A 24,517-nucleotide genomic window follows, 5' to 3' on the forward strand; every position below is an offset into this window, starting at 1 on the left:
TATGTCTCTGCCCAGCGTCCAAGAGATCGAGGCGGCCTCGCTGGTCGCCTGGCCTGCCCTGGAAGACATTCGCGACGGCTCCTGGAGCGTTCGGTTCTCACGCGGCTACACCAACCGTGCAAATTCGGTCCAGAGCCTTGATCCGGCTGACGACAGCGATGTCGAGGCCCGGATCAACAGGCACGCTGCCGATTATCGCACGCGCGGACTGACGCCGGTGTTCCGCGTCACCCCATTGGCCGGGCCGCAAACCGTTTCGACGCTCGATACCCTGGGCTGGGCGCCGTTTGGGCATAGTCTGGTCATGGCGCGCGAACTCAAGAAAGTGGCGCGGCCAGTATCGGCGCATACCCAATATTTCGAGCCCGCCGACCCGCTTTGGTGGCAGCCGCAGCGTGACATGTCCGAACGTGAGGGCAAGGACGCGCTTGGCGAGGTCGTGACCCGCATAACGGCCCCGGCCCGCGGCATCCTGCTGTTTGGAGAAGACCTCGAACCAGTCGCCGCCGCATTGGTCGTCAATGTCGAGGGCATTGCCATGTTCCTCAACGTCGTCGTTGCCGCGGCCGCGCGTGGCCAGGGGCTTGGGCGCGCCGTGATGAATGCAGGGCTCAATTGGGCAACGCTGCAGTCCAAGGCCACTACCGCCGCGCTGCAGGTGGCGGCCGACAACGAGCAGGCCGTGCCGCTCTATCGCTCGCTGGGCTTTGAGGAAATCTACCAGTACCACTACCGGAAGCCGGCAGCATGAGCCAGAAGCTGCTGCTCGTCGTCGCCTGCGCGCTGGTCGATGCGGACCGCCGCGTGCTCATCGCGCAGCGGCCCGAGGGCAAGGCCATGGCCGGGCTATGGGAATTCCCCGGCGGCAAGATCGAGCCAGGTGAAACACCCGAGGCGGCACTGATCCGTGAATTGCAGGAAGAACTCGGCATTTCGACGCAGACGGCCTGTCTGGCTCCGGTATCTTTCGCTAGTCACTCTTACGAGAATTTTCACCTGTTGATGCCACTTTACGTCTGCCGGAAATGGCAGGGTACGCCGGAACCCCGGGAGCATATTGCACTCAAATGGGTGCGGCCGCAGGGACTGCGCGACTACCCGATGCCGCCGGCGGACGAGCCGCTGATCGCCGCTTTGTGTGATTTGCTCTAGCTCGCCCGGGAATACCAGGCTTGGGGGCGAGCATGTCGGTGGCGAAGTTGCAGGCTTTTATCGGCGACGAAAGTGGTGCCACGGCCATCGAATATGGGCTGTTGGCCGGACTGGTCGCCATCGCCATCATCGGTAGCTTCACCCTGGTGGGCAACAGCATCCAGAGTCTGTTCAACAACGGCACCGCCGAAGTGCTGGCGAACCAGACGGCTGCGATCCGCTAAGCCCGATCCGCGCACTTCCCAGCAAATCTCATCTTGAAAGGCAAGCCTGCCAGGGCCCGTCACTACTGCAGGGACACGACTTTGTATTGCTGGCCCGCGACCAGGGGATCGCCGGGATAGAGGTCGTTGATGATGTAGAACAGCTCGGTGCCGCGGGTGAGCGAGCCCATCTGCCGGGCGAGGCTGTCCGCTGTGTCACTGGCCTTGGCCGTAACGACCTTGACCGCGACCTTGCGCACGCCGCCCAGATCGGCGGCGGTGGTGCGGCGGAAGCTGGCCAGCGTGGCGGCGGCACCCTGCGCAAAGCGCTGGCTATCGGCCTTGGCGGCAAAGATGAAGCGATAGACCTGGCCATCGAGCCGCATCACCGAGACGCGGAAGAACCACTGGTCGGTCTGGGCCAGACCCGACGCCATCTCGATGCCATTCAGCGTCTGGCTGGTCACACTGTCGGTCTTGAGACCGGCGATCCAGCCCGACTTGAGATAATCGCTCAAAGCCACATTGGGCTGGACATCGGCGCTGTCGAAGCGCACGGCCTCGCCGTCACCGGCCACGCCCACCACTGCGCTCTGCGAATTCTGCAGCGCATAACCCTCGGGCACGGTGAAGGTGAACTTGGAGGCCGGATGCATGAACTTGCGACCGCTGATCGTGCCCTGGGAGGGACTGTCGCCGAAGGTGAGGCCGGCGATGGCATTGAGATAGCCGGCGCGGTCCGTCTCGCCCATGCCGGCCTGGCCGAACATGGATGTCGCCGTATCGAGCGCCTTCTGGATGCGGGCCGGGGTTGATGGATGCGAGGACAGGAACCCCTGGTCGGCATTGCCGGCGCCCGCCGAAAAGCTGGCGAAGCGGCTCATGACGCCGAGGAACCGCGCCGCAGCCTGCGGATCGTAGCCAGCCTTGCCGGCAAACTTAATGCCTTCGCGGTCCGCCTCGAGTTCCTGCGCCTGGCCGAAGGCCGCCATGGATTCGCGGGTCCGGTTGGCCATCGCATCCACCGAGGTATCGCCCCCGAACACGCCGGTGATGACGCGATCGACGATTTCGGTGGTACGTGTGCGGTCGGTACGAGCGCGCGCGTGGCGCAGCGTCACGTGGGCGATTTCGTGTGCCAGTACGGCAGCCAGCTCGCTGGTATCGCTGGCCAAGGCCAGGATACCGCGCGTCACATAGATATAGCCACCCGGCAGCGCGAATGCGTTGACCTCGGAAGTATCGAGAATGGTGACCTGGAACTGCGCATTGGGTTGGTCAGCAGCGGCGAGCAGGCGGCCGACGATACGGGCCACCATGATTTCGGCAGGTCGATCGGAATAGACCCCGCCATAGGCAGCGATGATGCGCGGATGCTCGCGACGGCCGATGACGGCGTCATCAGGGTCGGTGCCCTGCGGCACGACAGTCGGCGCGGGATTGTCGCCGGTCTGGCTGGTGGAAATATTGGAACTGGTCAGCGTCGTGCAGGCGGATAGCGCCAGCAGCGACACGGCCATCAGGCCATTGCGCAAACCTTTAGCGATGTGCCCCATACCCGTCATCGTGTCGCCAATACCTCGATCTGCTCGGGATGGGTCACTTCGATGCGTGGACCATCCCGGTCGTCCACCCATCCGCGCACGCGCACCAGTGCTCCCTCGAGCACCAGTGGATCGATACCTGCTTCGGCGAACACTCGTAAAGCCGGCGCCTCGATCACGGCGGTGAAGTCTTCCTTCCAGAACCGGCCAAAATTGAGGTAGACCCGCCCGCCGCCTTGTTCGGCGAGGAGTACGCGTCCTTCGACGAGTTCATATTGGCCGGCCCGGGCGAGGAGGTCGCCCGGCGCATTCGCCGCCCGAACGCTGTAATAGGGATCGCGCCAGATGCCAAGCCCGGACAGCCTCGCGCGGCCCTCTGCCGCGAACAACAGATCGAGACAAGCCCGGTTGTCCGGGAAGGAATAGACCCGCGCCAAACCCCGGGCGACCATAGCCTGCTGCGCCCAGACATCGCCTTCAGGCGTCGCAACGAAAACATGCGCCAGCGCCCGCTCGTAGCGGTCGATTTCCGCGCCGCCATAGCCCAGTTGCACCGTCTTGTTGAGCGCTAGTGCCTCAAGCGCCGCCTTGGCTTCGGGCGCCAGCGGCCAGGTTGGGAAACCCTCGCGGCCCAGCGGCAGTTTGGGCGCCTGCATGCCGATCAGCCGCACCACCAGACCGCTATCGAGCACCAGCGTATCGCCATCGGTGACCTGCACGACCGTACCGCCCGGCACCATGCGCAGGTCGGCACAGGCCAGCGCCGCGGTCGAGACTGCCGACAGCGCTGCCAGAGTGGCAAGACGAACGAGACTGGTGCTGAGCAAAGCAGGCTCCGGAAAGACTTCGTTCACCATGCACGCGAATACGGCAAAAAATGATGAACGAAGCGCCGCTTCAAAAGCCCGTCAGCAATTGCTTGGCTTCCTTGAGCCGGGCGCGGCTCGCTGATATGAGGAGCGACCTTTCCGATCCGTGCCGGAGCCCCTGCCCCTTGTCGTTTGTCCGCCGCTTTGCTGTCGCCCTCCTGCTCGCCCTCATCAGCCTGGGGCGTGCCGAGGCCAATCCGATGCTGCTGGTAGATATGGACAATCTCAACGTGCTCTACGCGCAGGAGGCCGGTCAGCCCTGGCATCCGGCATCGCTGACCAAGCTGATGACGGCCTATGTCGTGTTCGAGGAGATCGCCAAGGGCACTGTCAACCTCGATACGCCGGTGATCCTGTCGCGCAACGCCATCAACCAGGCGCCGTCCAAGTCGGGCCTGCCGGTCGGTTCGGCCCTGAGCATGAAGGACGCGCTCTATGTGATGCTGGTCAAATCGGCCAATGACGTCGCCATGGGCATTGCCGAGACGGTCGGCGGCAGCGAATCCGGCTTTGTCGCGAAGATGAACGACGTCGCCAGCCGCATGGGCCTGACGGCGACGCACTACGAGAACCCCAATGGCCTGCATGATCCGGCACAGGTGACCTCGGCGCGCGACCTCGCGGTACTTTCGCTCTATATCCGCCAGAGCTTTCCGCAATACCTGCCTATCTTCGGCACGGGCGCGGTAATGCTCAACGGCAAGGCGCTCGAATCGGAAAACAAGCTGCTCGAAAGCTTTGCCGGCACCACAGGCATGAAGACCGGTTTCGTCTGCGCCTCGGGCCTCAATATGGTGGCGACCGTCGAGCGCAATGGCCGCAAGTTCATGGCGATCATCCTGGGCGGCTCGTCCGGCCGCGACCGCAACGAGCGCGCCGCCGAACTGGTGCTGAAGGGCTTTTCGGGCGCCGCCCAGCCCAACGGCCAGAATGTTCTGACGCTGGCCAACAATGCCGGCGGCACGCCCGTCGATATGCGCCCGCTGATTTGCGGCAAGGACGCCAAGGCCTATGTTGCGACGCAGGAAGCGGCGTTTCCCATGGGCCTCAAGGACCAGCCGAGCTACCTCAACGACACGGTGCCGCTGGTGACCTACACGGCGACCGACCTTGGGCGCATCGCTGTCGGCGTGAACCTGCCGCGACCGCGGCCGCAGCACACGCCGATCTTTGCCGCGCCGGTGGCAGAAGCGTCGCTGGATGGCGATTTGCGCCCGGGGATAACGCCGGTAGCGGGCGATCCGGCTGTGCCGTTTCCGCGACCGCGGCCGGCGAATTTGTAGGCTCCTTCACCTCTCCCTCTGGGGGAGAGGTGTAGATCTAGCTCGGCACGTAGGTCAGCCGGATCACGCTGTCGCCGATGCGCTCGTCGGCGGCGAGGCGCAGGTTGGGACGGAAGCCCGCGAAATAAGGCGCGCCGCTGCCCAGCACGACGGGATGCAGATAGACCTGGTATTCGTCGATGAGGCCCAGATCGCTGAGACTGCGGGCCAGCTTGGTGCCCCCAACCTCGATCACGCCCGCGGTCCTGGCCTTGAGGTCGCGGACCGCCGTGGCGAGATCGCCCTTGACCAGCGTTGCATTGGGGCCGACCGCGGTCAGCGTGCTTGAAACCACCCATTTGGGCACGGCGCGCCAGGCGGTAGCGAATTCGCGCAGATCGTCGAGGTCGCTGGGACGGTCCTGGTCCCAATCATCGCCGTCCCAATACTGCATCAACTCGTAGAGGCGTCGTCCATAGAGGCTGCCGGACAGGGTATGCGTCTGCGCGATGAAGTGCCGAAACAGCACGGCATCAGGCATGAACTTGTCGTGGTCGACATAGCCGTCGAGGGACACATTCATTCCATAGACGAGCTTGGCCATCGCAGATCCTCCATCACACATGGCAGACGAGCCGGCGGGCAAACGCGAATAGGTCAGCCCTTCACAATATCAAAGCGCAGCACGTCGCCTTCGCTGGCAAGGACGTAAGTGTGCCCGTGCTGCCGACAATGCAGCGGAATATCGATCTTGGCCATCGGGTCGGTGGCGAGCACCGTCAGCGTGGCGCCCGGCGGCAAGGTCGCCAGCCGCTTTTCCATCTTCAGCACCGGCAGCGGGCATTTGAGCCCGCGCGCGTCGATGACCTCATTGGTCAAGGACAAGCACCCAGTGAACGCCATAGGTGGACGCGCCATTGAACGCAACCGCAACGCCGGCCTTGGTGGCATTGGCCTTGAGGCCCGCCGCATCGGCCGGATTGTTGCGCCAGCCCGAGAAGGTCTCGGCAAAGGTGGCGTAACCGGCGCTCAGCTTCATCACCACCAGGTCCTGCGGGGTCTTGGGCGGGGTGCCGGTCTGCGCATACTGGTTGGCCAGCACCTGCGCGGTGCCGTCGAGCCCGGCATCGGGCGTGAGAGCCGGCAGGCCGTTGGTGGCGCGATAGGCATTGATGATGGACAGGGCCTGCGCCTTGTCGAGGCTGGCACCCGGCTGGTCCATGCGTGCCGACAGGCCCGGCGCCAGTGCGATGCTGGTGCTGCCACTGCCGCCCATGCTGCAGGCGGAGATGGCCAACGCGGCAGTCGCAGCGACGAGTGGCAGGAGGGCGAGCTTGAAAACGGTCATGGAGCAATCCTGAAAAGGCAAATGGGTTGATTGGCGACTATGGGGCTAGCAAGGCCAAATCATGATCTGGCCCACCCAATAGCGTCAAATGGCCTGCCATAGGCTTAACAGCCGATTAGCTCTTGCGCAGCGGCGGGGCGGGCGACTACAAGACTTCAGTTATTTTGCATCCCGATTTAATTCGGGAACTGCCAGCGAGCCCCGCTCCGTCATGAAGACCGCCGACCCCGAATTGATGCGGGCGATCAATCGCTTTCACGTGCTGGACACCATCAGGCGCCACGGCGCCATTGCCCGTGTCGAGATCGGCGAGTTGACCGACCTGTCGGCCACCACCGTCTCGGCCATCACCGCCTCGCTGCTCGAAGACGGGCTCATAACGGTCCGGCACGAGGGCGATATCCGCAGCCAGACCTTGCGCGGCCGCCCGCGCGTAATGCTGGCACTGAACCCGGAGGCAGCCTGGGTGGTGGGAGCCAAGATCGCCGCCAACCGCATCGTCTTCGTTGCCACTAATTTTCAGGGCGATGTGCTGGCGGGCCTGACCCTGCCGGTGCGTGTCGACCGCCTGCCCACCGAGGTCATCGCCGATCTCGTCGAAGACGGCGTGCGCCGCTGCGTGCGCGATGCGGGGCTGGGCCTCAACCAGATCAAGACCATTGCCCTGTCGCTGCCCGGGATCATCGAGCATGGCACAGGCAAGGTGCTGGCCAGCAGCGTGCTGCGCGACACCGATGTGTCGCTGCGCCTGGCCATCACCACCAGGCTGGGCATCGATACCATCGTCGAAAGCGACGCCAATGCCATCACCATGGCGCAGCACTGGTTCGGCCAGGCGCGCGATCTCGACGATTTCGTGCTCGTCGCCATCGAGGAGACATTGGGCCTGGGCGTGATGCATGGCGGCCAACTGTTCCGCGGTGCACGCGAACTGAGCCTGACGCTGGGCGACATGATCATGGGCGCGGGCAGCGACAATGCGGTCAAGCTTGCCGATCTCGCCAGCGAGCGCGCCATTCTCAACGGCAGCCATGCCGATCCCAAGGTTGCCGACGCCATCCGCGTGGGCCAGGGCATGGCACAGGTCAAGGGCATGGTCGAGGCCGGCGACGCCACGTTGCGCGAAGCGGCAGCCCGGGCCGGAGCAGCCCTCGGCATCGCCATCGCCAATTTGGTAGCCCTGTTCGCACCGCCCCGCGTGATCCTGGTCGGCTCGACGCTGGCCCTGGGCGATCACCTGCTGATCCCGCTGCGCCAGGCCTTTGCCAACGCCATCCCGACGCCGCTGGCGACCCTGGCCGAGATCGTCATCGACGAAGCCGGCGACGACCTCTGGGCCCGTGGTGCGGCCGCCGTGGCGCTGGGCGAACTCTATGGCTCGCCCTGGGGCACCACCGGCCCGGCGCGGCGGGCGATGCAATAATCAACGTGCCGGACGCCCAACTGCGCCGGCCAGCTATTTTGAATGAGGAGAATTGCCATGCGTGAAGCATTGATCGTCTGGGGCGGCTGGAGCGGGCACGAACCCGAGCAATGCGCTGCCATCTACAAGAATTGGCTCGAGGAAGACGGCTTCAAGGTCTATGTGGAGAACACCACCGAGGCCTTCGCCGACCCGGCGATCAAGGACCTGAGCCTGATCATCCCGATCTTCACCATGAGCAAGATCGAGAAGGAAGAAGTGAGCAACCTCACCGCAGCCGTCGAGGGCGGCGTAGGTCTGGCTGGCCACCATGGCGGCATGGGCGACGCCTTCCGCGAGGCGGTGGACTACCAGTTCATGGTCGGCGGCCAGTGGGTGGCCCATCCGGGCAATATCATTGACTATCGCGTCGACATCACGCGCTCGGACGATCCTGTTATGGCGGGACTGCCCGCCAGCTTCCCCTACCATTCGGAGCAGTATTACATGCATACCGACCCCTCCAACGAGGTGCTGGCGACCACGACCTTCACCGGCGAACACGCCAGCTGGATCGACGGCGTCACCATGCCGGTGGTCTGGAAGCGCAAGCATGGCGCCGGCCGGGTGTTCTACTCGGCACTCGGGCACGTCTCGAGCGAGTTCCAGGTGCCGGAAATGGCGACGATCATCCGCCGCGGCATGAACTGGGCGGCAAGGTAGGGCGGCGAAGCCGAGTCCTGGCGGATACCCCCACCTAACCTCCCCTGATAGGGGGAGGGACAGATCGAGTATTCGGCGCCATGCTACCGCAACCACCGCGCGGTCCCTCCCCCTTTTCAGGGGGAGGCTAGGTGGGGTATTCTTGCTTCCTACCCGCCGATCACCATCTCGACATCCACATCATCGCCCACCGTCACTCCGGTCTGCTTGCGCACCGCCACCTTGATTGGCAGCAGGTATGTCCCATCCTTGGGAAACAGCGACGTGGTGAACGTCACCCCGCCGATGACAGCTTCGACCGGGATGACGCCCCAGCCATAGCTGGCCTGCTTCTTGATGCGCGCGATCTCGGCGGCATGCTCCGCCGGCACTGGGGCATAGACGAACGGCGCCGGGCCGCGCCATTCGATGATCGTGGTGTGGAAGGCCAGCTTCAGCACGTCAGATCGCCTGGCTATCAGTGAACACGGCCAACTGCGCCGCGAAGGCGCGCTGGTAGGCGGGGCGGGCTTTGGCGCGGGCGCAATAGGCGGCGAGGCCGGGAAATTCATCGAGCAGGCCGGATGGGGCGAGTCTGAGCAGCACATGCACCATCATCAGATCGCCCGCGCTGAAGTCACCATCGAGCCAGTCGGCGTCACCAAGGCAGCGGGCAAGTTCGGCGAGTCGCACCCTGATACGGTCCTTGACCAGCGGCAGGCGCTGTTCGGTCCATGGCTTGTCGCCTTCGGCGAATTGGGCCTCCTGCAATTCCAGAACTGGCGGTTCAACCGTTGCCAGCGCCGCAAACATCCAGCTGATGGCACGGGCACGCGCATTGGCGTCCGTCGGCAAAAGACCCGGGTGAAGCTGTGCAATGTGCAAGACGATGGCGCCGGATTCGAACAGGGTGAGATCACCGTCCTGGTAGGTGGGGATCTGCCCGAAGGGTTGGCGCGCCACATGATCGGACTGCTTCAACTCCGCGAAGGAGACGAGGCGCACATTATAGGGCTGGCCGACCTCTTCGAGAGCCCAACGCACGCGCATGTCTCGCGCCAGGCCCCGGCCGCGGTCAGGGGAATTCGCAAAGGCAGTGATGGTAGGGGACATCGAAAGCTCCGAATGAGAGAGGCTTTCCTTGAGACGAACGAGGCGCGTTCGGTTCGACAGCGTCGGAAAATATTCGGCGTGGTGACCCCGGCGGGATTCGAACCCACGACCCCCGGATTAGGAATCCGGTGCTCTATCCGGCTGAGCTACGGGACCACGCGGGCGCAACCTACGCAAAACCGGCAAACGAATAAAGTCGTTTTGTCAGATCGTGTCAGGAGGGCTGCTGACACGAAGTGGCGATGTGGCGCGTTACCTCCGGCAGCACCAACAAGGAGATACGAGATGACCACCATCGTCACCATCCTCACCCAGGGCTATGCCGATTGGGAGACCGCTCTGCTCAATGCCGCGGCGCGCAGCTTTTATGGCATCGAGACCAAATTCGCGACGCCCGGCGGCCAGCCGGTAACGTCGGCAGGTGGGCTCAAGGTCACGCCCGACATGGCGGTGGAAGATATCGACGTGACGGCCATCGACGCTCTGGTGGTCAATGGCGGGACGGCGTGGAGCCTTCCCGATGCGCCTGATGTCACCGACGTTCTTGTCGCGGCGCGCGATGCGGGCAAGACGGTGGCCGGCATCTGCGACGCCACGCTGGCGCTGGCCAAGGCCGGACTGCTCGACGACATCAGCCACACCTCAAACGATGCCGAGAACCTGCCCAAGACGGGGTATCGCGGCGCAGCGCATTATCAGGACCAGCCATCGGCTGTGGTGGCCGGCAAGATCGTGACGGCACCCGGCACGGCGCCGGTCAGCTTCATGGCCGGTGTGTTGGAAACGCTGGGACTGAAGGACGGGAATTTGGAGTTTTATCTGGGCATGCATGCGGCTGAGCATAAGACGGCTTAGCGCGATCTGGCTCCCTCCTGAGGGAGGGAGCCGACCGAGGGGGCGCGTTGAGACCCTAAACCGGCAGCATCAGCGTCGTCTTGCGCGTCACCTGCGCGCTCAGCGGCAGGTCGGCGGAGGACAGCCCCACACGGATCGTGAACGTCCCGTCCTCCACCAGCCAGTGCTTCGCCTGGGTCCGGAAGAACGCGAAGGCCCGCGCATCAAGGCCCATCGTCACCTGAGCCGACTCGCCGGGCTTCAGCGCCACTTTGCTGAACGCCTTGAGCTCCTTGGCCGGGCGCGGGTCGGACGATGCGTCGTCGCTGACATAGAGCTGCACCACGGCCGAGCCTTCGCGGCTTCCGGTATTGGTGACGGTGACACCGACTGTCAGATTGCCCTCGGCCTCGAACTCGTCATCGGCGATGGTGAGGTCGCTGACGGCAAAGCTGGTGTAGCCGAGGCCGAAGCCGAACGGGAATAGCGGCGTCAGGCCCAGCTTGTCGTAATGGCGGTAGCCGACGAAAATGCCCTCCTCATAGCGCACCTTGCCTTCGAGGCCGGGATAGACCTCCTTGTCCTGGCTATGGGCCGGGTTGTCGGCCCAGCGCACCGGGAAGGTCTGTGGCAGGCGGCCGGAGGGTTCGGCGGCTCCAACAAGCACATCGGCAATGGCGTTGCCGGCTTCCTGTCCAGGATACCAGGCCTGGATCAGCGCCGCGACCGAGCCGATCCACGGCATTTCCACCGGGCCACCGGTTTGCAGCACGACGATGGTGTTGGGATTGGCATTGGCGATGGCCGCGACCAGCTCGTTCTGCCGGCCGGGCAGGTCAATCGACGGCAAGTCGCTGCCTTCGGTGTCCCATTCGCCATTGCGGCCGACAAATACGATGGCGGTATCGGCATTGCGGGCGGCGCGGACGGCCTCGGTGATGGCGGCATCATCAAGCGGCAGGCCGATACCCGCCGCGAAGGCGGCAAGGCCCAGCGTGGCAAAATCCTTGGTGGCGAACTCGATCACCACCTCATGGGCACGGCCCGCTTCGAGCTGGATGGTGCCGACGACCTCGTCGCAGCCCTCCTCGAAGAAGGTGCGGCCCTTGGTCCAGTTCGTCCAGGCATCGGCGACCAGCTTGCCATCGACAAACACCTTGGCAAAGCCGGCCGAATAGATGCCGACGCGATGGATGCCAGAGGTTTCCGGCGTGAAGGTGCCGGTCAGGCGGGCGGAGAAGTGCAATGGGTCGACCTTGCCGTCGGCGATATGGCCGATCCAGAAGGCCTGCGCCTCGTCCTGCATGGCGACATGCGCCGGTTCACCGCTGAGCGTCTGATTGGCAAAATACTCAACCTTGAACCCGCCCCGCAACACCGGCTCAAAACGATGATTGGTGCAACCGGCGGCATAGCTAAGACGGTCCTCACCGACGGCATTCACCAGCCCCTGCCACGGCGTGACGCGATAATGGGCATTAAGCTGGGCACTGCCGCCACCCATGATCTGGGCAATTCTTGCGTTTGGCCCGATGACGGCGATGGAGCCGTCGCCTTTGAGCGGCAGCGCGCCATTGTTCTTGAGCAGCACGGCGGCTTCGGCGCCGGCGCGGCGGATCAGCGCACGATGCTCTGGGCGGTCGTCGGCCTTCTCCTCGAACGGCCTGTGATCGTCGAGCGAACCGACCCGCTCCATCAGCCGCAGCATGTTGATGACGCGTTCGCGCAGGGTGGCCTCGCTGACAGCGCCGGATTTGACGGCATCCACCAGCTTCTGGCCGCGATCGCGCGGCGGGCCGGGCATTTCGAGTTCGAGCCCAGCATTGACGGTTTCGGCCGTGGAATGGCTGCCGAACCAGTCCGACATGACGATGCCGTCATAGCCCCACTCGTTGCGCAGCACATCGGTGAGCAGCCAGTCATGCTCGGAGGTAAAGGTGCCGTTGAGGCGGTTGTAGGAGCTCATCACGCCCCAGGTCTGGGCTTTCTTCACCGCCCATTCGAAGGGAATGAGGTAAATCTCGCGGAGGGCGCGTTCATCGATTTCGCTCGAAATGGTGGTGCGTTCGATCTCGGATTCATTGCCGGCGAAATGCTTGATGGTGGCGCCGATCCCCTGCCCCTGCAGGCCCACGATGTAGGCGACAGCCAGTTCGCCCGAGAGAACAGGATCCTCCGAATAGCACTCGAAATTGCGGCCATTGGTGACCGAGCGGTGGATATTGACGGTCGGCGCCAGCAGCATATGGGCGTTCTTGGACTTGACCTCGTCGGCCAAAGCCGCGCCGATCTCCTTGACCAGCTCGACATTCCAGGTGGCACCCAACGCAATGCCGACCGGGAAGCTGGCGGACTTGACGCCGCCGATCAGCGAACCGCCGCCACGGGCACCATTGGGACCGTCGGTGACCCGCAGCTTGCCGATGCCGAGGCGCGGAATTGCCGGAACCGACCAGAAATCCTCGCCCGACAGGATCGACACCTTCTCCTCCAGCGTCATCTGGTCGGCAAGTTGTTCGATACGGTCACTCATGGCGATACTCCTCGGATCATTCTTCTTGTGGCGCAGACAAAGACAGCCCAGCGAGGGGAGCTGTCAATCGCGTTGGGAAGCCGGAAAGCGCGAAAAGTCAGACCGGGTCACGCCGAATTCCATTGCTGCGACAACGGCACCCTAGGCACAGAAGAGAACCACGTCTATATAAGTGCCTCGGTTCCCATCAAGAAGGCGCAGCAATGTCACTGCAGGACACCTCCAAATCAGCCAATTGCCACGCCATGTCGGATGTTCTCAACCGCATCGGCGACAAGTGGAGCGTCATGGTCGTGGGCATGCTGGGCCGCAACGGTACGCTACGCTTCAACGAGCTCAAGCGCATGATCAACGGCGTCAGCCAGCGCATGCTGACCCTGACGCTGCGCAATCTCGAGCGCGATGGCCTGGTCACCCGCACCATCTATCCCGAAGTGCCGCCGCGCGTGGAATATGGCCTGACCGAAATGGGCAAGACGCTCGATGGCCCGATCTCCAAGCTGTGGGACTGGTCGGCCGAACATCATGGCGCCATCGTCGATGCCCGGGCAATCTATGATGCCCGCGCCAGCGCCCATGCGGCCGAGGACGAATCCCGCAAGATCGCCTACGCACGGGATTAGGCTGTGATCTCGACCCGTGCGGGGTTGCAGCAGCAGTTGTCGGCGCTTGGCCTGACGGCTGGGGATGCCGTGCTGGTGCATGCCGGATTGCGTTCGGTCGGACCTGTTGTCGGTGGGCCAGACGCGCTCATCGGCGCGTTGACCGATAGTGTGGGGCCAGCTGGAACGATCCTCGCCTATTGCGACTGGCAGATGGAAGAAGAAGCACGCGACGATGCGGCCTTGCGCGACCACGTCCCGGCCTTCGACCCCCTGGCCTCCCGCGCCATCCGCGACAATGGCACCTTCCCCGAATTGCTGCGCACCACGCCGGGCGCCCGCCGCAGCGGCAGCCCCGGAGCATCCTGCGCGGCGCTGGGCGGCAAGGCCGAGTGGTTCACGTCAGACCACGCGCTCGATTATGGCTATGGCCCGCAATCGCCCTTCGGCAAGCTGGTCGAGGCGGGTGGCAAGACCCTGCTGCTCGGTGCTCCGCTCGATACCATGACCCTGCTGCATCATGCCGAGCACCTCGCCGATATCCCCGGCAAGCGCGTATTGCGCTACGAAAGCCCGATCCTGGTGGATGGGCAGAAGATCTGGCGGTGGTTCGAGGAATTCGACACCGGCTTGCCTGTCGTTGAAGGGCTGGCCGAAGACTATTTCGAAGAGGTGGTGGAAGACTTCCTCGCCACCGGACAGGGCCGGCGCGGCCTGATCGGGCACGCCCCGTCGGTCTTGGTCGACGCCCCGGCCATCGTCGCCTTCGCGGTCGAGTGGCTGGAGCGTCGCTTCAAGCGCTAGACCAGCGCCACGATGGTCTTCTTCTTCCACACGAACTGATACCAGCTCGCCTGCAGCACCAGCATCATGGTGAAGCTGGTGGCATAGGCGATCCAGATGCCGGTTAGCCCGAGGCTGGTCTGGCTGAGCAGGATCGCGCCCGGCAGTTCGATACAGAGAATACAGGCGAGCGACAGCAGCATGGGCGCATAGACCGTGCCGCTGGCGCGCATGATGCCCGAGAACACCACCGACCAGCCAAAGCAGATGATGCTCCACAGCACCACATGCAGCAGCGTCTCGGTGAGTTCGATCACCTCCGGATCGGTGATGAACAAAGCCACCAGATGCTGGCTGAAGAGATATGCCAGCAGCACCAGCGAGCCGGTAATGATCAGGTTCAGCACCAAGGCAGTCCGCGTGATGGCGGCCAATTGCTGGTTCTGCCGGGCGCCGATCGCCTGCGCGGCAAAGATCGAAGCGGCGATGCCGATCGACATGGCCGGGAATTGCACATAGCTCATCACCTGCCCCAGCGCGCCATAAGCGGCCGTCGCGTCGGACCCGAAGCGGTTGACTAGGCCCACCACCACGATGCCCGCAATGGACGAAATGACCATCTGCAGACCCGCCGGCACGCCCAGCTTGAGGATGAGCCCCAGCAGCTTGAAGTCTGGCCGCAGCATGGCGCCCAGCAACACCGCGTCAGGCGCCAGCGGCATGTTTCGGGCGCGCATATAGATGAACAGGAACACCAGCACCGTCGTGAAGCCGGCAATGACCGCAAAGGCCGCCGCGCTGACGCCCAGTTGTGGCAGGCCGAACCAGCCCAGGATCAGCGCCGGCGTAACCAGCAGGGAAACCACCATCGACATGATCAGCGAGAACAGCGGCGTGATCGTATCGCCAACCCCGCGCAGCACCGAAGTGACGACGAGGAACATGAAGAAGCCCGGCATGCCGATCAGCATGATGCGCGCATAGCCGGTCGAGATTGAGCGAATGTTTTCGGGCGCCCCGAGCACCGTCATGATCTGCTCGGTCCAGATGCCGCCCACAACCGCAACGATGAGGCCGAGCCCAATCGCGGTGACCAGCGTCGTGCCGGTGACCTGCTTGACCTTGTCAATATTCTTGGCGCCCCAGGCCTGGCCGATCAGAATTGTCGAGCCGGCTGACAACCCGATGATGAAGCTCATCAGAAAGAACATGATGGGGAAGAAGGTGGCGGTCGCCGCCAGTGCCTCGACGCCGATCAACTGCCCGATATAAATCGAGTTCACGGTGCCCGAGAGCGCCTGCAGGATATTGGACGCCATCAACGGCACGAGAAAGAAAGCGAACCGCTGCCAGAGCGGCCGGGATTGGGGGTTCATTCGAACACTCCTGAGAACCTCGTCAACAAGCGCGTCACGTCACGGGCCCCTGATGCGACGGCGGTCTGAGCAAAGTTCAGGCCGTTGCGGGGACCGATTCACACCCCGAAGATGGGGCGCTGGCTGGACGGGCGCTGGAGGCTTGGAAATGACACGGCGGTGTTGATACGCTCGAGGCTGGGGGTCGTCAATGTGGTGGTCCATCACGCCTGCAAATGCTCGCTATCACCACTTGTCATCGCCCGCATGACGATTTCCCGGTGCGCCTGTCGCGCGCGCCCGCTACACAATTGGCATGTCCACCACCGCGCCGACCGCTGACAGTTTTGCCGAGCATGTCTTTGCCGGTGCGCGCACCTTCCTGCCGGTCGCCATTTCCATCGCCGCCTATGGCGTGGTCTGGGGCGTGCTGGCGCGGGGCGCTGGCCTCAGCCTGCTCGAAGTGATGCTGATGAGCGGCATCGTCTTTGCCGGTTCAGCGCAGTTCGTGGCGCTTGATCTCTGGACCGTGACGCCGTCGAGCCTACCGATTGGACCGCTCGTAGTGGCTGCCCTGATCATCAACCTGCGCTACGTGCTGCTGACGGCGACGCTGCGTCCCCTGTTCGGGCCAGACGCTCAGGTCCGCGGCGCGCTGACCATGTTCATGGTTTCCGACGAAACCTGGGCGCTCACCATCGGCGAAATGGGCAAGGGCAAGCGCGGCACGGTCGGCTTTCTCATCGGCGCCGGTATCGTCGCCTACACGGTCTGGATGGCCAGCACCGTCACCGGCCACGTGCTGGGCTCGGCCATCGACGACCCGACGAAATACGGCCTCGACTTTGCCTTCACCGCCACCTTCCTGGCCCTGCTGCTGGGCATGTGGAAGGGCAAGGCCGACCTCGTGCCGTGGATTGTCGGCGCGCTGGCCGCCATCGTCTCGGCGCGGCTGGTGCCCGGCAGCTGGTATATCCTGATCGGTGGTCTGGTCGGCAGTTTTGCCGGCGCTGTTTTCGACCGACTGCGCCATGACCACTAGTCCGGAAGCCCTCATCGCCATCCTGGGCATGGCGCTGGTCACCTTCGCGGTGAAAGCCGGCGGCCTGCTATTGGCCAACCGCCTGCCGCGCGACGGCTTTGCTGCCAGCTGGCTCAAACATATCCCCGGCGCGGTGCTGGCCTCGCTGGTCGCGCCGGCACTGGTGACGGGCAGCCCCGCCGAAGTCATCGCCGCCATCGCGACCACGCTGGTCTACTTCGTAACCCGCAACCTGTTCGCAGCCATGGCTGCGGGCGTGATCGTCGTTTACTTCGCCCGGTTGTGGCTTGTCGGCTAACCCGACCTGGGTTAGAGACTTTTCCCGTGCCCCTCTGGCGGAATGGTAGACGCAGAGGACTCAAAATCCTCCGTCGCAAGACGTGCCGGTTCGAGTCCGGCGGGGGGCACCATATTCCTTTGAATTATCTATTATATTCAATAGGTTGATCGAACTTATCGAGGTGCGATCCACCCTTTGAACCACCTATTTTGACCAGCTTTACGGCCATATCGTCAAGGCCTACCGCAAACTGACAACGGATACCGCATGTTCGAGCGCTTCGGCGATTCGCTATAGTTGTCGCCCGGCTCCGGTCGCGGCAATGTCTCAAATGGGGCCGAAACCGGAATGGCGGCTTTTGGTGCATGTCGGTCGATACCGGACATTCGTGGCACGGTGGTGCCGATGGCCGATTTGGGGCGGTGGGATCAACCGGCAGTTTTTGGACTGGCAACCTTCAGTGTGCACGACTGCCCAAGTATACAGATACGCGCTGACGTTGCCCGTCAGCACTGGGTCGAACTCAACGCAAAAGGAAGCCGACAAGAAGGGGAGAGGGAGAAGGCGGTGGTAGGATAATGCGTGCATCAGTTTTGCGCTCATAGTTTTGAACGCGGATTGAGACACCGCATTCAAAAGGCACTCCGACCTGTGCCTGCTCGAAAATGGATTCAGTGGAGCGCTCGAGGGTCAATTGTGCGCCGTCCACGGGACCAGATCGCGACAATCCCGCACGCAGGTAGCGAACAAATTCCTCGTTCACCCGAACCAGCCGCTTCTTTCTATCCAACGCGAATGAGGGTGCCGGCGACAACTGCATTAGCGTAACCAGCGCAAGTGGCGCCGTAATGGGGCGAAGCTCTTTGTTTTCTGTGAGAAGACGCCTTACTATCTGGCTCCGAATGAGGCGGGCGGCGTTCACGTCACCAGCACCGTCGCTTTCCAACAATTCGCGGGCGACCGCCGCGGGCTTGCGGTTTGACCGCGAAGCAATATCTTCGATGGCGTCCCAGAAAGCGGCTTCCAGCCTCAGAGCTTGCCGGCCCTTGGACGTTGTGATGGTCCGAAAGATCGGTGTCGAAAAGTGCTGATCGTTCCTAGTCTGATCATCGCTCAACGAGTGCATCCTGGAACACTTTGTTGATCGGCTTGAGCAGATATTGGAGGATGGAGTGTTTGCCAGTTATGATGTCGACAGTGCTGACCATGCCAGGGAGAATGAGCAACTCGTCCCCCCGATAATTTAATGAAGTCTGTTCCGCACGAATGGTAACAACGTAGTAGGTCTCGCGGGTACTCTCATCGACGATGCTATCTGCTGAGACGTTAGTTACCTCGCCATCTATGCCGCCGTAGACAGAAAAGTCATAAGCTGAAAACTTGATCCTAGCCTGTTGTCCGCCAATGACGAAAGCAACGTCGGAAGGTTTGAGGCGTGCTTCGACAAGCAGGAAGTCAGATTTCGGCACAACATCCAGCAACCGCGCACCACCCTGAACGACGGCGCCGATGGTGTTGACCTCTATTCTGTTTATGGTTCCATCGACGGGGGAGCGAATATCAGTGCGGGCGACGCGGTCTTGCGCACCCCGGAGCTGCTGCTGTGCGCTGGCCAGTTCGGCTGTCTTTATGGTCAGCTCGGATTGAGCTTCCTGACGAAACTGCAAGTCGGCTTGCTGCACCTGGAGTTGCGCTTCGGTCAGTGCTGACTGCAATCTTGCAATGCCTTCTACAGCCCCAGATATCTGCCCCTTCATATCTGCGACTTCTGCCTGCAGAGCGAGTAGATCCGTGCGGGCTGCCAAGCCGCGGGCCGCCATCGGCTCAATCAGAGCCAAGCGTTCCTCCGAGATCGCCAGGCTGCTGCGCAAGCGCTCCTGATTGATCGAAATCTCATTCAGTTCGCGCTGCCTTTGTTCCACACGTTGGACAAGTACACTTTTGCCACTGGCGAAGGCCATCAGGCTTGTACTTAAGAGATTCCGTTCCGCATCGCACACTTGCGGCGCAAGCTCCAAAACGGTTGCAGGGCAAACAAAATCCGCCTCTGTTCCGCCCGAGCTTTCCACACGCAAGCGCTCGACCTGGACAAGCAGCGCGGTAACGCGCGCTTCCACTTCACCGGCGCTCGAGGCAGTGTTGGTGTCATCAAGTCTGATGAGCAACTGCCCAGCCGAAACTTGCTCGCCCGACCGCACCAAAATCTCCGTGACAACACCAACTTCGGCGCTCTGAACAATCTGAGTTTTACCGGAGGGAATGACTTTCCCCTCGGCCCGGCTGATCTCGTCAACCTCTGCAATGCTGGCCCACAGGAGAAAGGCCACTGAGAAAAGTGCTATGACGACAATCACGACCGCCCAAGATGCAGGAGGCTTATCTGCCCGCAACTCAAAGCTTTTGCCGGTATCTTTCGGTCGGGGCTGGAAGTTCAAGCGCTCTGCCCCCGGGCTCGCAATTGCTCGAGAACCTTGTCCTTTGGACCATCCGCAATCAGTCGACCATTCTCGATCACCATCAGCCTCTCAACGAGGCTGAGAAGGCTATGGCGATGGGTAGCAATCAACACAGTTTGCTCAGGCCCAAGACTGTTTTTCAGGTGCTTGATTAGTTGGTTTTCCGTAGCGAGATCCATCGAGCTCGAAGGCTCATCAAGAAACAGTATCTTGGGTTCCACCAATATGGCGCGCGCCAAAGCAATCGCCTGTCTCTGCCCACCTGACAGAAGTACCCCACGCTCACCGACAGGCATGTCATAACCCAAGGGATGCTTGGCTACGAAGTCTTCCACCCCCGCCCGCTTAGCGGCCTGCATGAAGCGCTGCTCGCTGGCCCCGGGGTCGCTCAGCACAATGTTGTCACGAACGGTGCCGCTAAATATCTCTGGATCCTGGACGACCAAGCCCACGGAACGTCGCAAGTCGTCCGGGTGATACTGATCGATATCGATGCCATCGATCGTGATCTGTCCTTCCCCTGGACGGTAAAAGTTTACCAGCAACCGCCCTATTGTGGTCTTCCCAGAGCCGATCCGGCCAATAATGCCAACCTTCTCGCCTGGTTCGATGGTGAGCGAGATGCCATCCAGCACGAAGACCTTGCTTCTAGGGTATGCGAAGCGGACCTTGTCGAGCGTTATCCGGCCCTTACGAACAATGCGCTGAACATTGCTGAACTGGCTGGGACGCTCGTCGTCCAGTGACATGATCTGGTCTACTGTGCGATAGGCTTCCATCGCCGTGCGAGCACGAAGCAAGGTAGCCGCAATCATGGCGATAGGAGCGATGAGGCGGTTTGACAACATCATCGCTGCAATGATGGCGCCCATCGTGACCTGGCCGTCGGCGAAGAAATAACTGCCAGCCACAATGATACAAATCAGGGAAAGCTGAGAGAGAGTGGCCGTGATGTTGCTCGCGACGGCCTGCAATTGTCTGATCTTGTCCTGGGTACGTGATGACGCGAGGACCGCGGCTTCCCAACGCCGCAATAGCTGACCTTCGGCCCTGGCAGCCTTGACTGATTGCGCCGCGCTTAGGGCTTCGACAAGTACTGAATTTCGCGCCGATGACTCTGCCAATGCCGATTTGACGGCCCGGCCGGACATAGTACCCACGATGAGCGTGACCACGATCGAGATGAACCCAGCGACCAGCGGGAACACCACAAGCCAGCCAACAAGGGACGCGATAATGTAGGCGAATACGCCCAGAAAGAGCACATCGACAAACATCACAAGAGTGCTTGCGGCGACAAACTCTCTCAGGACTTCGTACTGACCGACCCTGCTGACGAAAGCCCCCGTCGACTCCGGGCGTTGCGACATTGGCGTATTCAGCACGCGGTCGAAAAGCGCCGACGACAACCGAAAGTCAATACTTCGTCCCACGAACTCAATGACCGCCGACCGGGCAAGCTTCAGAAGCAGATCAAACAGAGACACACCGAGAACGCCGATGGCCAGAACCCAAAGCGTAGCCTGGGCTGCGTTTGGTAGCACGCGGTCGTAGACGTTCATTGTGAAAAGGGGGAACGCCAATGCAAACACGTTGATGAACGCGGCCGCCAGCAGGACGTACCATATGCTGGTCACGTGCCCCGAAGTGACACCCCAAAACCAATGCCCCCGCGAAGCAAAGCGCTTACCCGAGGACTCTTGCACATTGTCGTAATTGGGAAAGGCCACAAGCATTGGTCGGCGCTGCCGCGCACCAACCTGCCCGTAGTCGACATGCGTCTCAATCTGCCGAACAGGGTCGTATGCAAGGAATTTTCGCCAGCCGGCGCGCCCAAGCAGTACAAGTGGGGACTGCCCGTCCCTGAAGACAAGGGCCGGATAGTCAAACTGCTTCAGCTGCGCGGGACGCGCTTCGATCTTGCGGACCGAAATGCCGACGCGGGCAAATGCAGGTTCGATTAAATCTGACGTGAGACGACCGTCAACGAGGGGCAGCCCGGCTGTCAACGTCGCAGGCGAGTCGGACTTTCGCCAAGAACGCGCGAGGAACCGAACACACTCAAGTATCGGATCGATGGCCTGGCCAGAAATGGCATCGCGAGCCTCGGCGGCTTCAACCATCGTCATCAACTACACATGTCCCAGTTACGCCCACTTCTAGGTCGACGTTATACGCCTCCCTATGCCCGCAACCGGTTAATATCCCAAAGTTGGAATGGTCAGCGGCTCTAGTATACGAGGCTCAGATTCCTCCCAGGAAGGCGTATCCGTTGCCGCTCTCGTATCGGCAACCGCGCTGCCGTCTGCCGTGACCTGAAGAAATGGCAACAAATCACCACTTGCAGCAAGCACGCGATACTCTGCAAACATTACACTGTAACGCGCCGTTTCTTGTAATATCTGAACATTGATGCGCGTGTTCTGGGCATCAAGAACGTCAAGCAGTGATCGCTCGCCGATCTTGAATTGATCTCTATAGGACGCCACCAACTCAGCCGATGAGTCTAACTGCTGCTGATAAACGCTCGACAATTCGGCCTGACTTTTCAGCCTCAACCATGATTCCTGGACAGCCTGTTCGACTTCGCGCGCAGTCTGGTCGAATACCAGCTTGGCCTCGCTCTCACGACGCATCTCTTCCTGGACAGCAGCCGATTTAATGCCGCCATCGAAGATATTCCAGCGCATAGACAGCCGCAGACTGGCGTCATTGGTGATGCCGTTCGTGCCAGACAAGTCATAGCCGGTCGCAGCACGTCCCTCGAGTGTTAGCTTCGGCGCTAAGGCTGACTCTGCTTGGTCCACCAAAGCGGATGCGGCATCAATATCTGCTCCTGCCGTAAGCATCCGGGGGTTGTTCAAGATTGCCTTGGCAATGGCGATTTCAAGCGAACCCGGTATCGCACCAGCAGCGCGGGCGGGGGCTGTTACCGTGCCAGGCGTCATCCCTACCAGCATCTTGAACTCGATTTGAGCCGCAGCCAGCTCAACGCCCGTCTCGGTCAGTCGAGCGCGAGCCGCCGCCAAGCGTTCAATAGACTGGAACCGATCAGCCTCCGTCAGTTGACCGGCCTCGATCGCGGCAGCCACGTCACTCACGATGCCTTGATGGAAGGTTACGTTCTGGCGGGAAAGCTCAACAATCTGCAGTTGAAGCAAGACTTGGTAGTACACGCGCACAATCTGTAGCGCGATAAATTCGCTCCGCTCCAAAACGCGATAGGACGCGCTATCAACCCGGGCGGACTGGCGGGCAACTTCCGCATCGCGAAATCCACCATCATACAGATCGAAGGTCGCGATTACCCCAATTTGGGCTGGGAACAAGGCATCCCCCCCGATCCCGAGCGCCCTGCGCGACGGGCTGTCGAGCACCTGGGTTCCAGCCGACGCTTCAAGGTCAACACGTGGAGCGTAGAGACCGAGCGCTTGCCGCAATTCGAAAGCAGTAGCGTCGTGATTTTGTACGGCCTGGCCAATATCTGGATTGGATTCGAGCGCAATCTGTACGGCCTCTTGCAGAGGCATTGCGACAGCGGTCTGCGCCAGCAATATGGCCGCAGTTCCCGACAGCAGAAAGGACCTAATTCTTGGTATTCTCATTTGCTGTTTCCTGACGCCAGCGTTCAGCGGAAAGCTAAGTAACGCTGGAAAAAGCAGTCGCACTTTTGGACCGTTTCAATATTGAGATTGCCACCTTCGAGGTAGCCCACGGCTGCCGAGCACGCCCACCGAGCTTCCATTGCCCACACGAAAGACGGTCGCATTGACGCGAGCACACTAGGCTCGCTCATAGCGCTGATCGCATCGGCCAGATTGGCACCAACCGTTCGCCGGATTTCTGCAATATCAAGATTTGGTAGCGTCGACTGGCGGTAACTGACACAGGCCGAAGTTCGATACGGCCCCAAGTCTGCCGCTCCAGACGGCACGACCGAGATCATCGCCGCAGCGACGAACAATAAGCTTCGGTACACAGCAATCCCCCCCAAATTACATTTCAATATATTCTAGCGAGGAAATTACCGCAATCTTACGCAGACCTAAAATAGTGCTTTCGGCATTATTGATGCCATTCGGACACAAAAGAAATTTCAACGGCACGCCGTACATTTTTAGCGGGCAGGCAGCTCGCGCCAGATGGGCCCAAATGCGTAAAATTTTACGGATTTTATAGTTCTGATGTAAACTACATATCTTTCCGAGGCATTTATTTGGTATTGGTAATGTCCCTCCAGATCAGGAGGGCGCTATGCCAACCAACATCGCGAAAATCTTCAGTATCGTGTTCGCATTTGCTTTTGCAATTTACTCTGGATCCACAGTCGCGGACACGATTACTGTAAGAAGTTCACCGCCGGTCATTGCAGCGCCGCAGTTTAATCAAACCACCCCAAAATACAATGCATTTGGATCTGTGGCCATCTCCGCGGCTTCGCTGCCCGCCGCAAGGAAATGGCGCGATGTAACTGATCAGGACTATACCGGATTCTTTGGCGCAGCCTGCACCGACAGTTTTTCTGGGTGCAATGGCACCTTCGGCAGAAAGGTTTCTGCGGCCATTGGAATCGCGCAGGAAACAAGTGGCGTTGCGTTGCTGAGTCTCGCCAACCGGACCGTCAATTCCGCTCTGACGTATCGCTCAGATGCGCAGAACTGGCATAGCAACGACTATTGGGCCACTGTTTCGGAAATGGCTGTCAAAGGCGCAGGGGACTGCGAGGATTTTGCAACAGCCAAGTACTGGTTCTTGCGTGCGGCCGGGGTTTCGGAACGCGACCTGCAGGTGGTCGTCCTCAGCGACACCCGTCGCCAGCTGTACCACGCCGTGCTGGCGGTTTACCTCGATGGCCAAATCTACATCCTGGACAACCTGTCCAGCCGTGTGCGGCGCGACAGCCAATTGCCGAACTACATGCCGATCATGTCCTTCGCCAACGGCAAGAGCTACATCCACGGCTTTACGAACAGAACCTCAGGCTTCGCCGGCAGCTTCGACGCAGTCTCGCCCGGCGAGGGTATTTAGGAAATACAA

The 24,517-nt window shown here is 61.6% G+C and carries 25 protein-coding genes and 2 tRNA genes; 13 read left to right on the forward strand and 14 right to left on the reverse strand.

Features of this window, described 5'->3' with window-relative positions:
* The first annotated feature begins 1 nt into the window (after window position 1).
* The 3 genes from IM737_RS10820 to IM737_RS10830 are packed head-to-tail and all read left to right on the forward strand — an operon-like array spanning window position 2 to window position 1,376.
* Window positions 2-751, forward strand: a complete 750-nt coding sequence (locus tag IM737_RS10820; RefSeq protein WP_236893897.1) for a GNAT family N-acetyltransferase — start codon at window positions 2-4, stop codon at window positions 749-751.
* A complete protein-coding gene (locus tag IM737_RS10825) occupies window positions 748-1,152 on the forward strand; it encodes a (deoxy)nucleoside triphosphate pyrophosphohydrolase (protein ID WP_236893898.1) in 405 nt (134 codons plus the stop codon). Before IM737_RS10820 ends, IM737_RS10825 begins: the two co-directional genes overlap by 4 nt.
* Before the next feature lie 32 nt (window positions 1,153-1,184).
* Window positions 1,185-1,376: a Flp family type IVb pilin gene (locus tag IM737_RS10830; RefSeq protein ID WP_236893899.1), complete on the forward strand. Its 192-nt coding sequence runs from the start codon at window positions 1,185-1,187 to the stop codon at window positions 1,374-1,376.
* Window positions 1,377-1,438: 62 nt separating this feature from the next.
* Here the strand turns inward: IM737_RS10830 and IM737_RS10835 are convergent, their stop codons facing one another.
* Both IM737_RS10835 and IM737_RS10840 read right to left on the reverse strand, forming a co-directional pair.
* Complete coding sequence (locus IM737_RS10835; protein ID WP_236893900.1) at window positions 1,439-2,911, reverse strand: M48 family metalloprotease; 1,473 nt, start codon at window positions 2,909-2,911, stop codon at window positions 1,439-1,441.
* Window positions 2,912-2,916: 5 nt separating this feature from the next.
* Complete coding sequence (locus IM737_RS10840; RefSeq protein WP_236893901.1) at window positions 2,917-3,726, reverse strand: thermonuclease family protein; 810 nt, start codon at window positions 3,724-3,726, stop codon at window positions 2,917-2,919.
* A gap of 167 nt (window positions 3,727-3,893) precedes the next feature.
* On the opposite strand from IM737_RS10840, the gene IM737_RS10845 reads away from it, so the two are divergent.
* Window positions 3,894-5,051 carry a D-alanyl-D-alanine carboxypeptidase family protein gene (locus IM737_RS10845; RefSeq protein ID WP_236893902.1) on the forward strand — a complete coding sequence of 386 codons (1,158 nt, stop codon included), beginning with the start codon at window positions 3,894-3,896 and terminating at the stop codon, window positions 5,049-5,051.
* Between the two features lie 37 nt (window positions 5,052-5,088).
* Here IM737_RS10845 and IM737_RS10850 read toward each other — a convergent pair whose 3' ends face one another.
* Genes IM737_RS10850 through IM737_RS10860 form a run of 3 tightly spaced genes read right to left on the reverse strand, consistent with a single transcriptional unit; the run spans window position 5,089 to window position 6,378 of the window.
* Window positions 5,089-5,634, reverse strand: coding sequence for a dihydrofolate reductase family protein (locus IM737_RS10850; RefSeq protein WP_236893903.1), 546 nt, complete (start codon window positions 5,632-5,634; stop codon window positions 5,089-5,091).
* A gap of 53 nt (window positions 5,635-5,687) precedes the next feature.
* The gene (locus IM737_RS10855) at window positions 5,688-5,909 is read right to left on the reverse strand and encodes a sulfurtransferase TusA family protein (RefSeq protein ID WP_442874125.1); all 222 of its coding nucleotides are present in this window, start codon (window positions 5,907-5,909) and stop codon (window positions 5,688-5,690) included.
* Window positions 5,899-6,378 (reverse strand): CAP domain-containing protein, encoded by a 480-nt coding sequence (locus IM737_RS10860; protein ID WP_236893905.1) that lies wholly within the window; start codon window positions 6,376-6,378, stop codon window positions 5,899-5,901. Before IM737_RS10860 ends, IM737_RS10855 begins: the two co-directional genes overlap by 11 nt.
* Window positions 6,379-6,589: 211 nt before the next feature.
* Between IM737_RS10860 and IM737_RS10865 the strand changes: the two genes are divergently transcribed.
* The gene (locus IM737_RS10865; RefSeq protein WP_236893906.1) at window positions 6,590-7,801 is read left to right on the forward strand and encodes an ROK family transcriptional regulator; all 1,212 of its coding nucleotides are present in this window, start codon (window positions 6,590-6,592) and stop codon (window positions 7,799-7,801) included.
* Window positions 7,802-7,858: 57 nt separating this feature from the next.
* A complete protein-coding gene (locus IM737_RS10870) occupies window positions 7,859-8,503 on the forward strand; it encodes a ThuA domain-containing protein (RefSeq protein WP_236893907.1) in 645 nt (214 codons plus the stop codon).
* Window positions 8,504-8,652: 149 nt separating this feature from the next.
* On the opposite strand, the gene IM737_RS10875 is transcribed toward IM737_RS10870, so the two are convergent.
* The 3 genes from IM737_RS10875 to IM737_RS10885 all read right to left on the reverse strand — a co-directional run bounded on the left by IM737_RS10875 (window position 8,653) and on the right by IM737_RS10885 (window position 9,751).
* The gene (locus IM737_RS10875) at window positions 8,653-8,943 is read right to left on the reverse strand and encodes a DUF1905 domain-containing protein (RefSeq protein WP_236893908.1); all 291 of its coding nucleotides are present in this window, start codon (window positions 8,941-8,943) and stop codon (window positions 8,653-8,655) included.
* Window position 8,944: 1 nt separating this feature from the next.
* Window positions 8,945-9,595 (reverse strand): glutathione S-transferase family protein, encoded by a 651-nt coding sequence (locus tag IM737_RS10880; protein ID WP_236893909.1) that lies wholly within the window; start codon window positions 9,593-9,595, stop codon window positions 8,945-8,947.
* 79 nt (window positions 9,596-9,674) lie between these two features.
* Window positions 9,675-9,751 (reverse strand) — tRNA-Arg (locus tag IM737_RS10885).
* Between the two features lie 129 nt (window positions 9,752-9,880).
* On the opposite strand from IM737_RS10885, the gene IM737_RS10890 reads away from it, so the two are divergent.
* Window positions 9,881-10,450: a DJ-1/PfpI family protein gene (locus IM737_RS10890; protein WP_236893910.1), complete on the forward strand. Its 570-nt coding sequence runs from the start codon at window positions 9,881-9,883 to the stop codon at window positions 10,448-10,450.
* 55 nt (window positions 10,451-10,505) lie between these two features.
* On the opposite strand, the gene IM737_RS10895 is transcribed toward IM737_RS10890, so the two are convergent.
* The gene (locus tag IM737_RS10895; RefSeq protein ID WP_236893911.1) at window positions 10,506-12,962 is read right to left on the reverse strand and encodes a beta-glucosidase; all 2,457 of its coding nucleotides are present in this window, start codon (window positions 12,960-12,962) and stop codon (window positions 10,506-10,508) included.
* Between the two features lie 203 nt (window positions 12,963-13,165).
* Here IM737_RS10895 and IM737_RS10900 point away from each other — a divergent pair, with 203 nt between their 5' ends.
* Both IM737_RS10900 and aac(3) read left to right on the forward strand, forming a co-directional pair.
* Window positions 13,166-13,585: a winged helix-turn-helix transcriptional regulator gene (locus IM737_RS10900; RefSeq protein ID WP_236893912.1), complete on the forward strand. Its 420-nt coding sequence runs from the start codon at window positions 13,166-13,168 to the stop codon at window positions 13,583-13,585.
* A gap of 3 nt (window positions 13,586-13,588) precedes the next feature.
* Window positions 13,589-14,368: an aminoglycoside 3-N-acetyltransferase gene (gene aac(3) / locus IM737_RS10905; RefSeq protein WP_236893913.1), complete on the forward strand. Its 780-nt coding sequence runs from the start codon at window positions 13,589-13,591 to the stop codon at window positions 14,366-14,368.
* On the opposite strand, the gene IM737_RS10910 is transcribed toward aac(3), so the two are convergent.
* Window positions 14,365-15,723 (reverse strand): MATE family efflux transporter, encoded by a 1,359-nt coding sequence (locus IM737_RS10910; protein ID WP_236893914.1) that lies wholly within the window; start codon window positions 15,721-15,723, stop codon window positions 14,365-14,367. The genes aac(3) and IM737_RS10910 overlap by 4 nt on opposite strands.
* Before the next feature lie 295 nt (window positions 15,724-16,018).
* On the opposite strand from IM737_RS10910, the gene IM737_RS10915 reads away from it, so the two are divergent.
* The 3 genes from IM737_RS10915 to IM737_RS10925 all read left to right on the forward strand — a co-directional run bounded on the left by IM737_RS10915 (window position 16,019) and on the right by IM737_RS10925 (window position 17,154).
* Window positions 16,019-16,744 carry an AzlC family ABC transporter permease gene (locus tag IM737_RS10915; protein WP_236893915.1) on the forward strand — a complete coding sequence of 242 codons (726 nt, stop codon included), beginning with the start codon at window positions 16,019-16,021 and terminating at the stop codon, window positions 16,742-16,744.
* Window positions 16,734-17,042, forward strand: a complete 309-nt coding sequence (locus tag IM737_RS10920; protein ID WP_236893916.1) for an AzlD family protein — start codon at window positions 16,734-16,736, stop codon at window positions 17,040-17,042. The genes IM737_RS10915 and IM737_RS10920 overlap by 11 nt, the downstream gene beginning before the upstream one ends.
* A 28-nt stretch (window positions 17,043-17,070) precedes the next feature.
* Window positions 17,071-17,154, forward strand: a tRNA-Leu gene (locus IM737_RS10925).
* Window positions 17,155-17,547: 393 nt separating this feature from the next.
* On the opposite strand, the gene IM737_RS10930 is transcribed toward IM737_RS10925, so the two are convergent.
* The 4 genes from IM737_RS10930 to IM737_RS10945 all read right to left on the reverse strand — a co-directional run bounded on the left by IM737_RS10930 (window position 17,548) and on the right by IM737_RS10945 (window position 23,034).
* Window positions 17,548-18,141: a ribbon-helix-helix domain-containing protein gene (locus IM737_RS10930; RefSeq protein WP_236893917.1), complete on the reverse strand. Its 594-nt coding sequence runs from the start codon at window positions 18,139-18,141 to the stop codon at window positions 17,548-17,550.
* Window positions 18,131-19,459, reverse strand: coding sequence for an HlyD family type I secretion periplasmic adaptor subunit (locus IM737_RS10935; protein WP_236893918.1), 1,329 nt, complete (start codon window positions 19,457-19,459; stop codon window positions 18,131-18,133). Before IM737_RS10935 ends, IM737_RS10930 begins: the two co-directional genes overlap by 11 nt.
* Window positions 19,456-21,609 (reverse strand): type I secretion system permease/ATPase, encoded by a 2,154-nt coding sequence (locus IM737_RS10940; RefSeq protein ID WP_236893919.1) that lies wholly within the window; start codon window positions 21,607-21,609, stop codon window positions 19,456-19,458. Before IM737_RS10940 ends, IM737_RS10935 begins: the two co-directional genes overlap by 4 nt.
* 69 nt (window positions 21,610-21,678) lie before the next feature.
* Entirely contained in the window at window positions 21,679-23,034 is a 1,356-nt protein-coding gene (locus IM737_RS10945) for a TolC family protein (protein WP_236893920.1), read from the reverse strand.
* 700 nt (window positions 23,035-23,734) lie between these two features.
* Between IM737_RS10945 and IM737_RS10950 the strand changes: the two genes are divergently transcribed.
* Complete coding sequence (locus IM737_RS10950) at window positions 23,735-24,508, forward strand: transglutaminase-like cysteine peptidase (RefSeq protein WP_236893921.1); 774 nt, start codon at window positions 23,735-23,737, stop codon at window positions 24,506-24,508.
* The last annotated feature ends 9 nt before the right edge of the window (window positions 24,509-24,517 follow it).

Origin of the sequence: Devosia sp. SL43, assembly GCF_021729885.1 — a bacterium.
Lineage (GTDB): Bacteria > Pseudomonadota > Alphaproteobacteria > Rhizobiales > Devosiaceae > Devosia.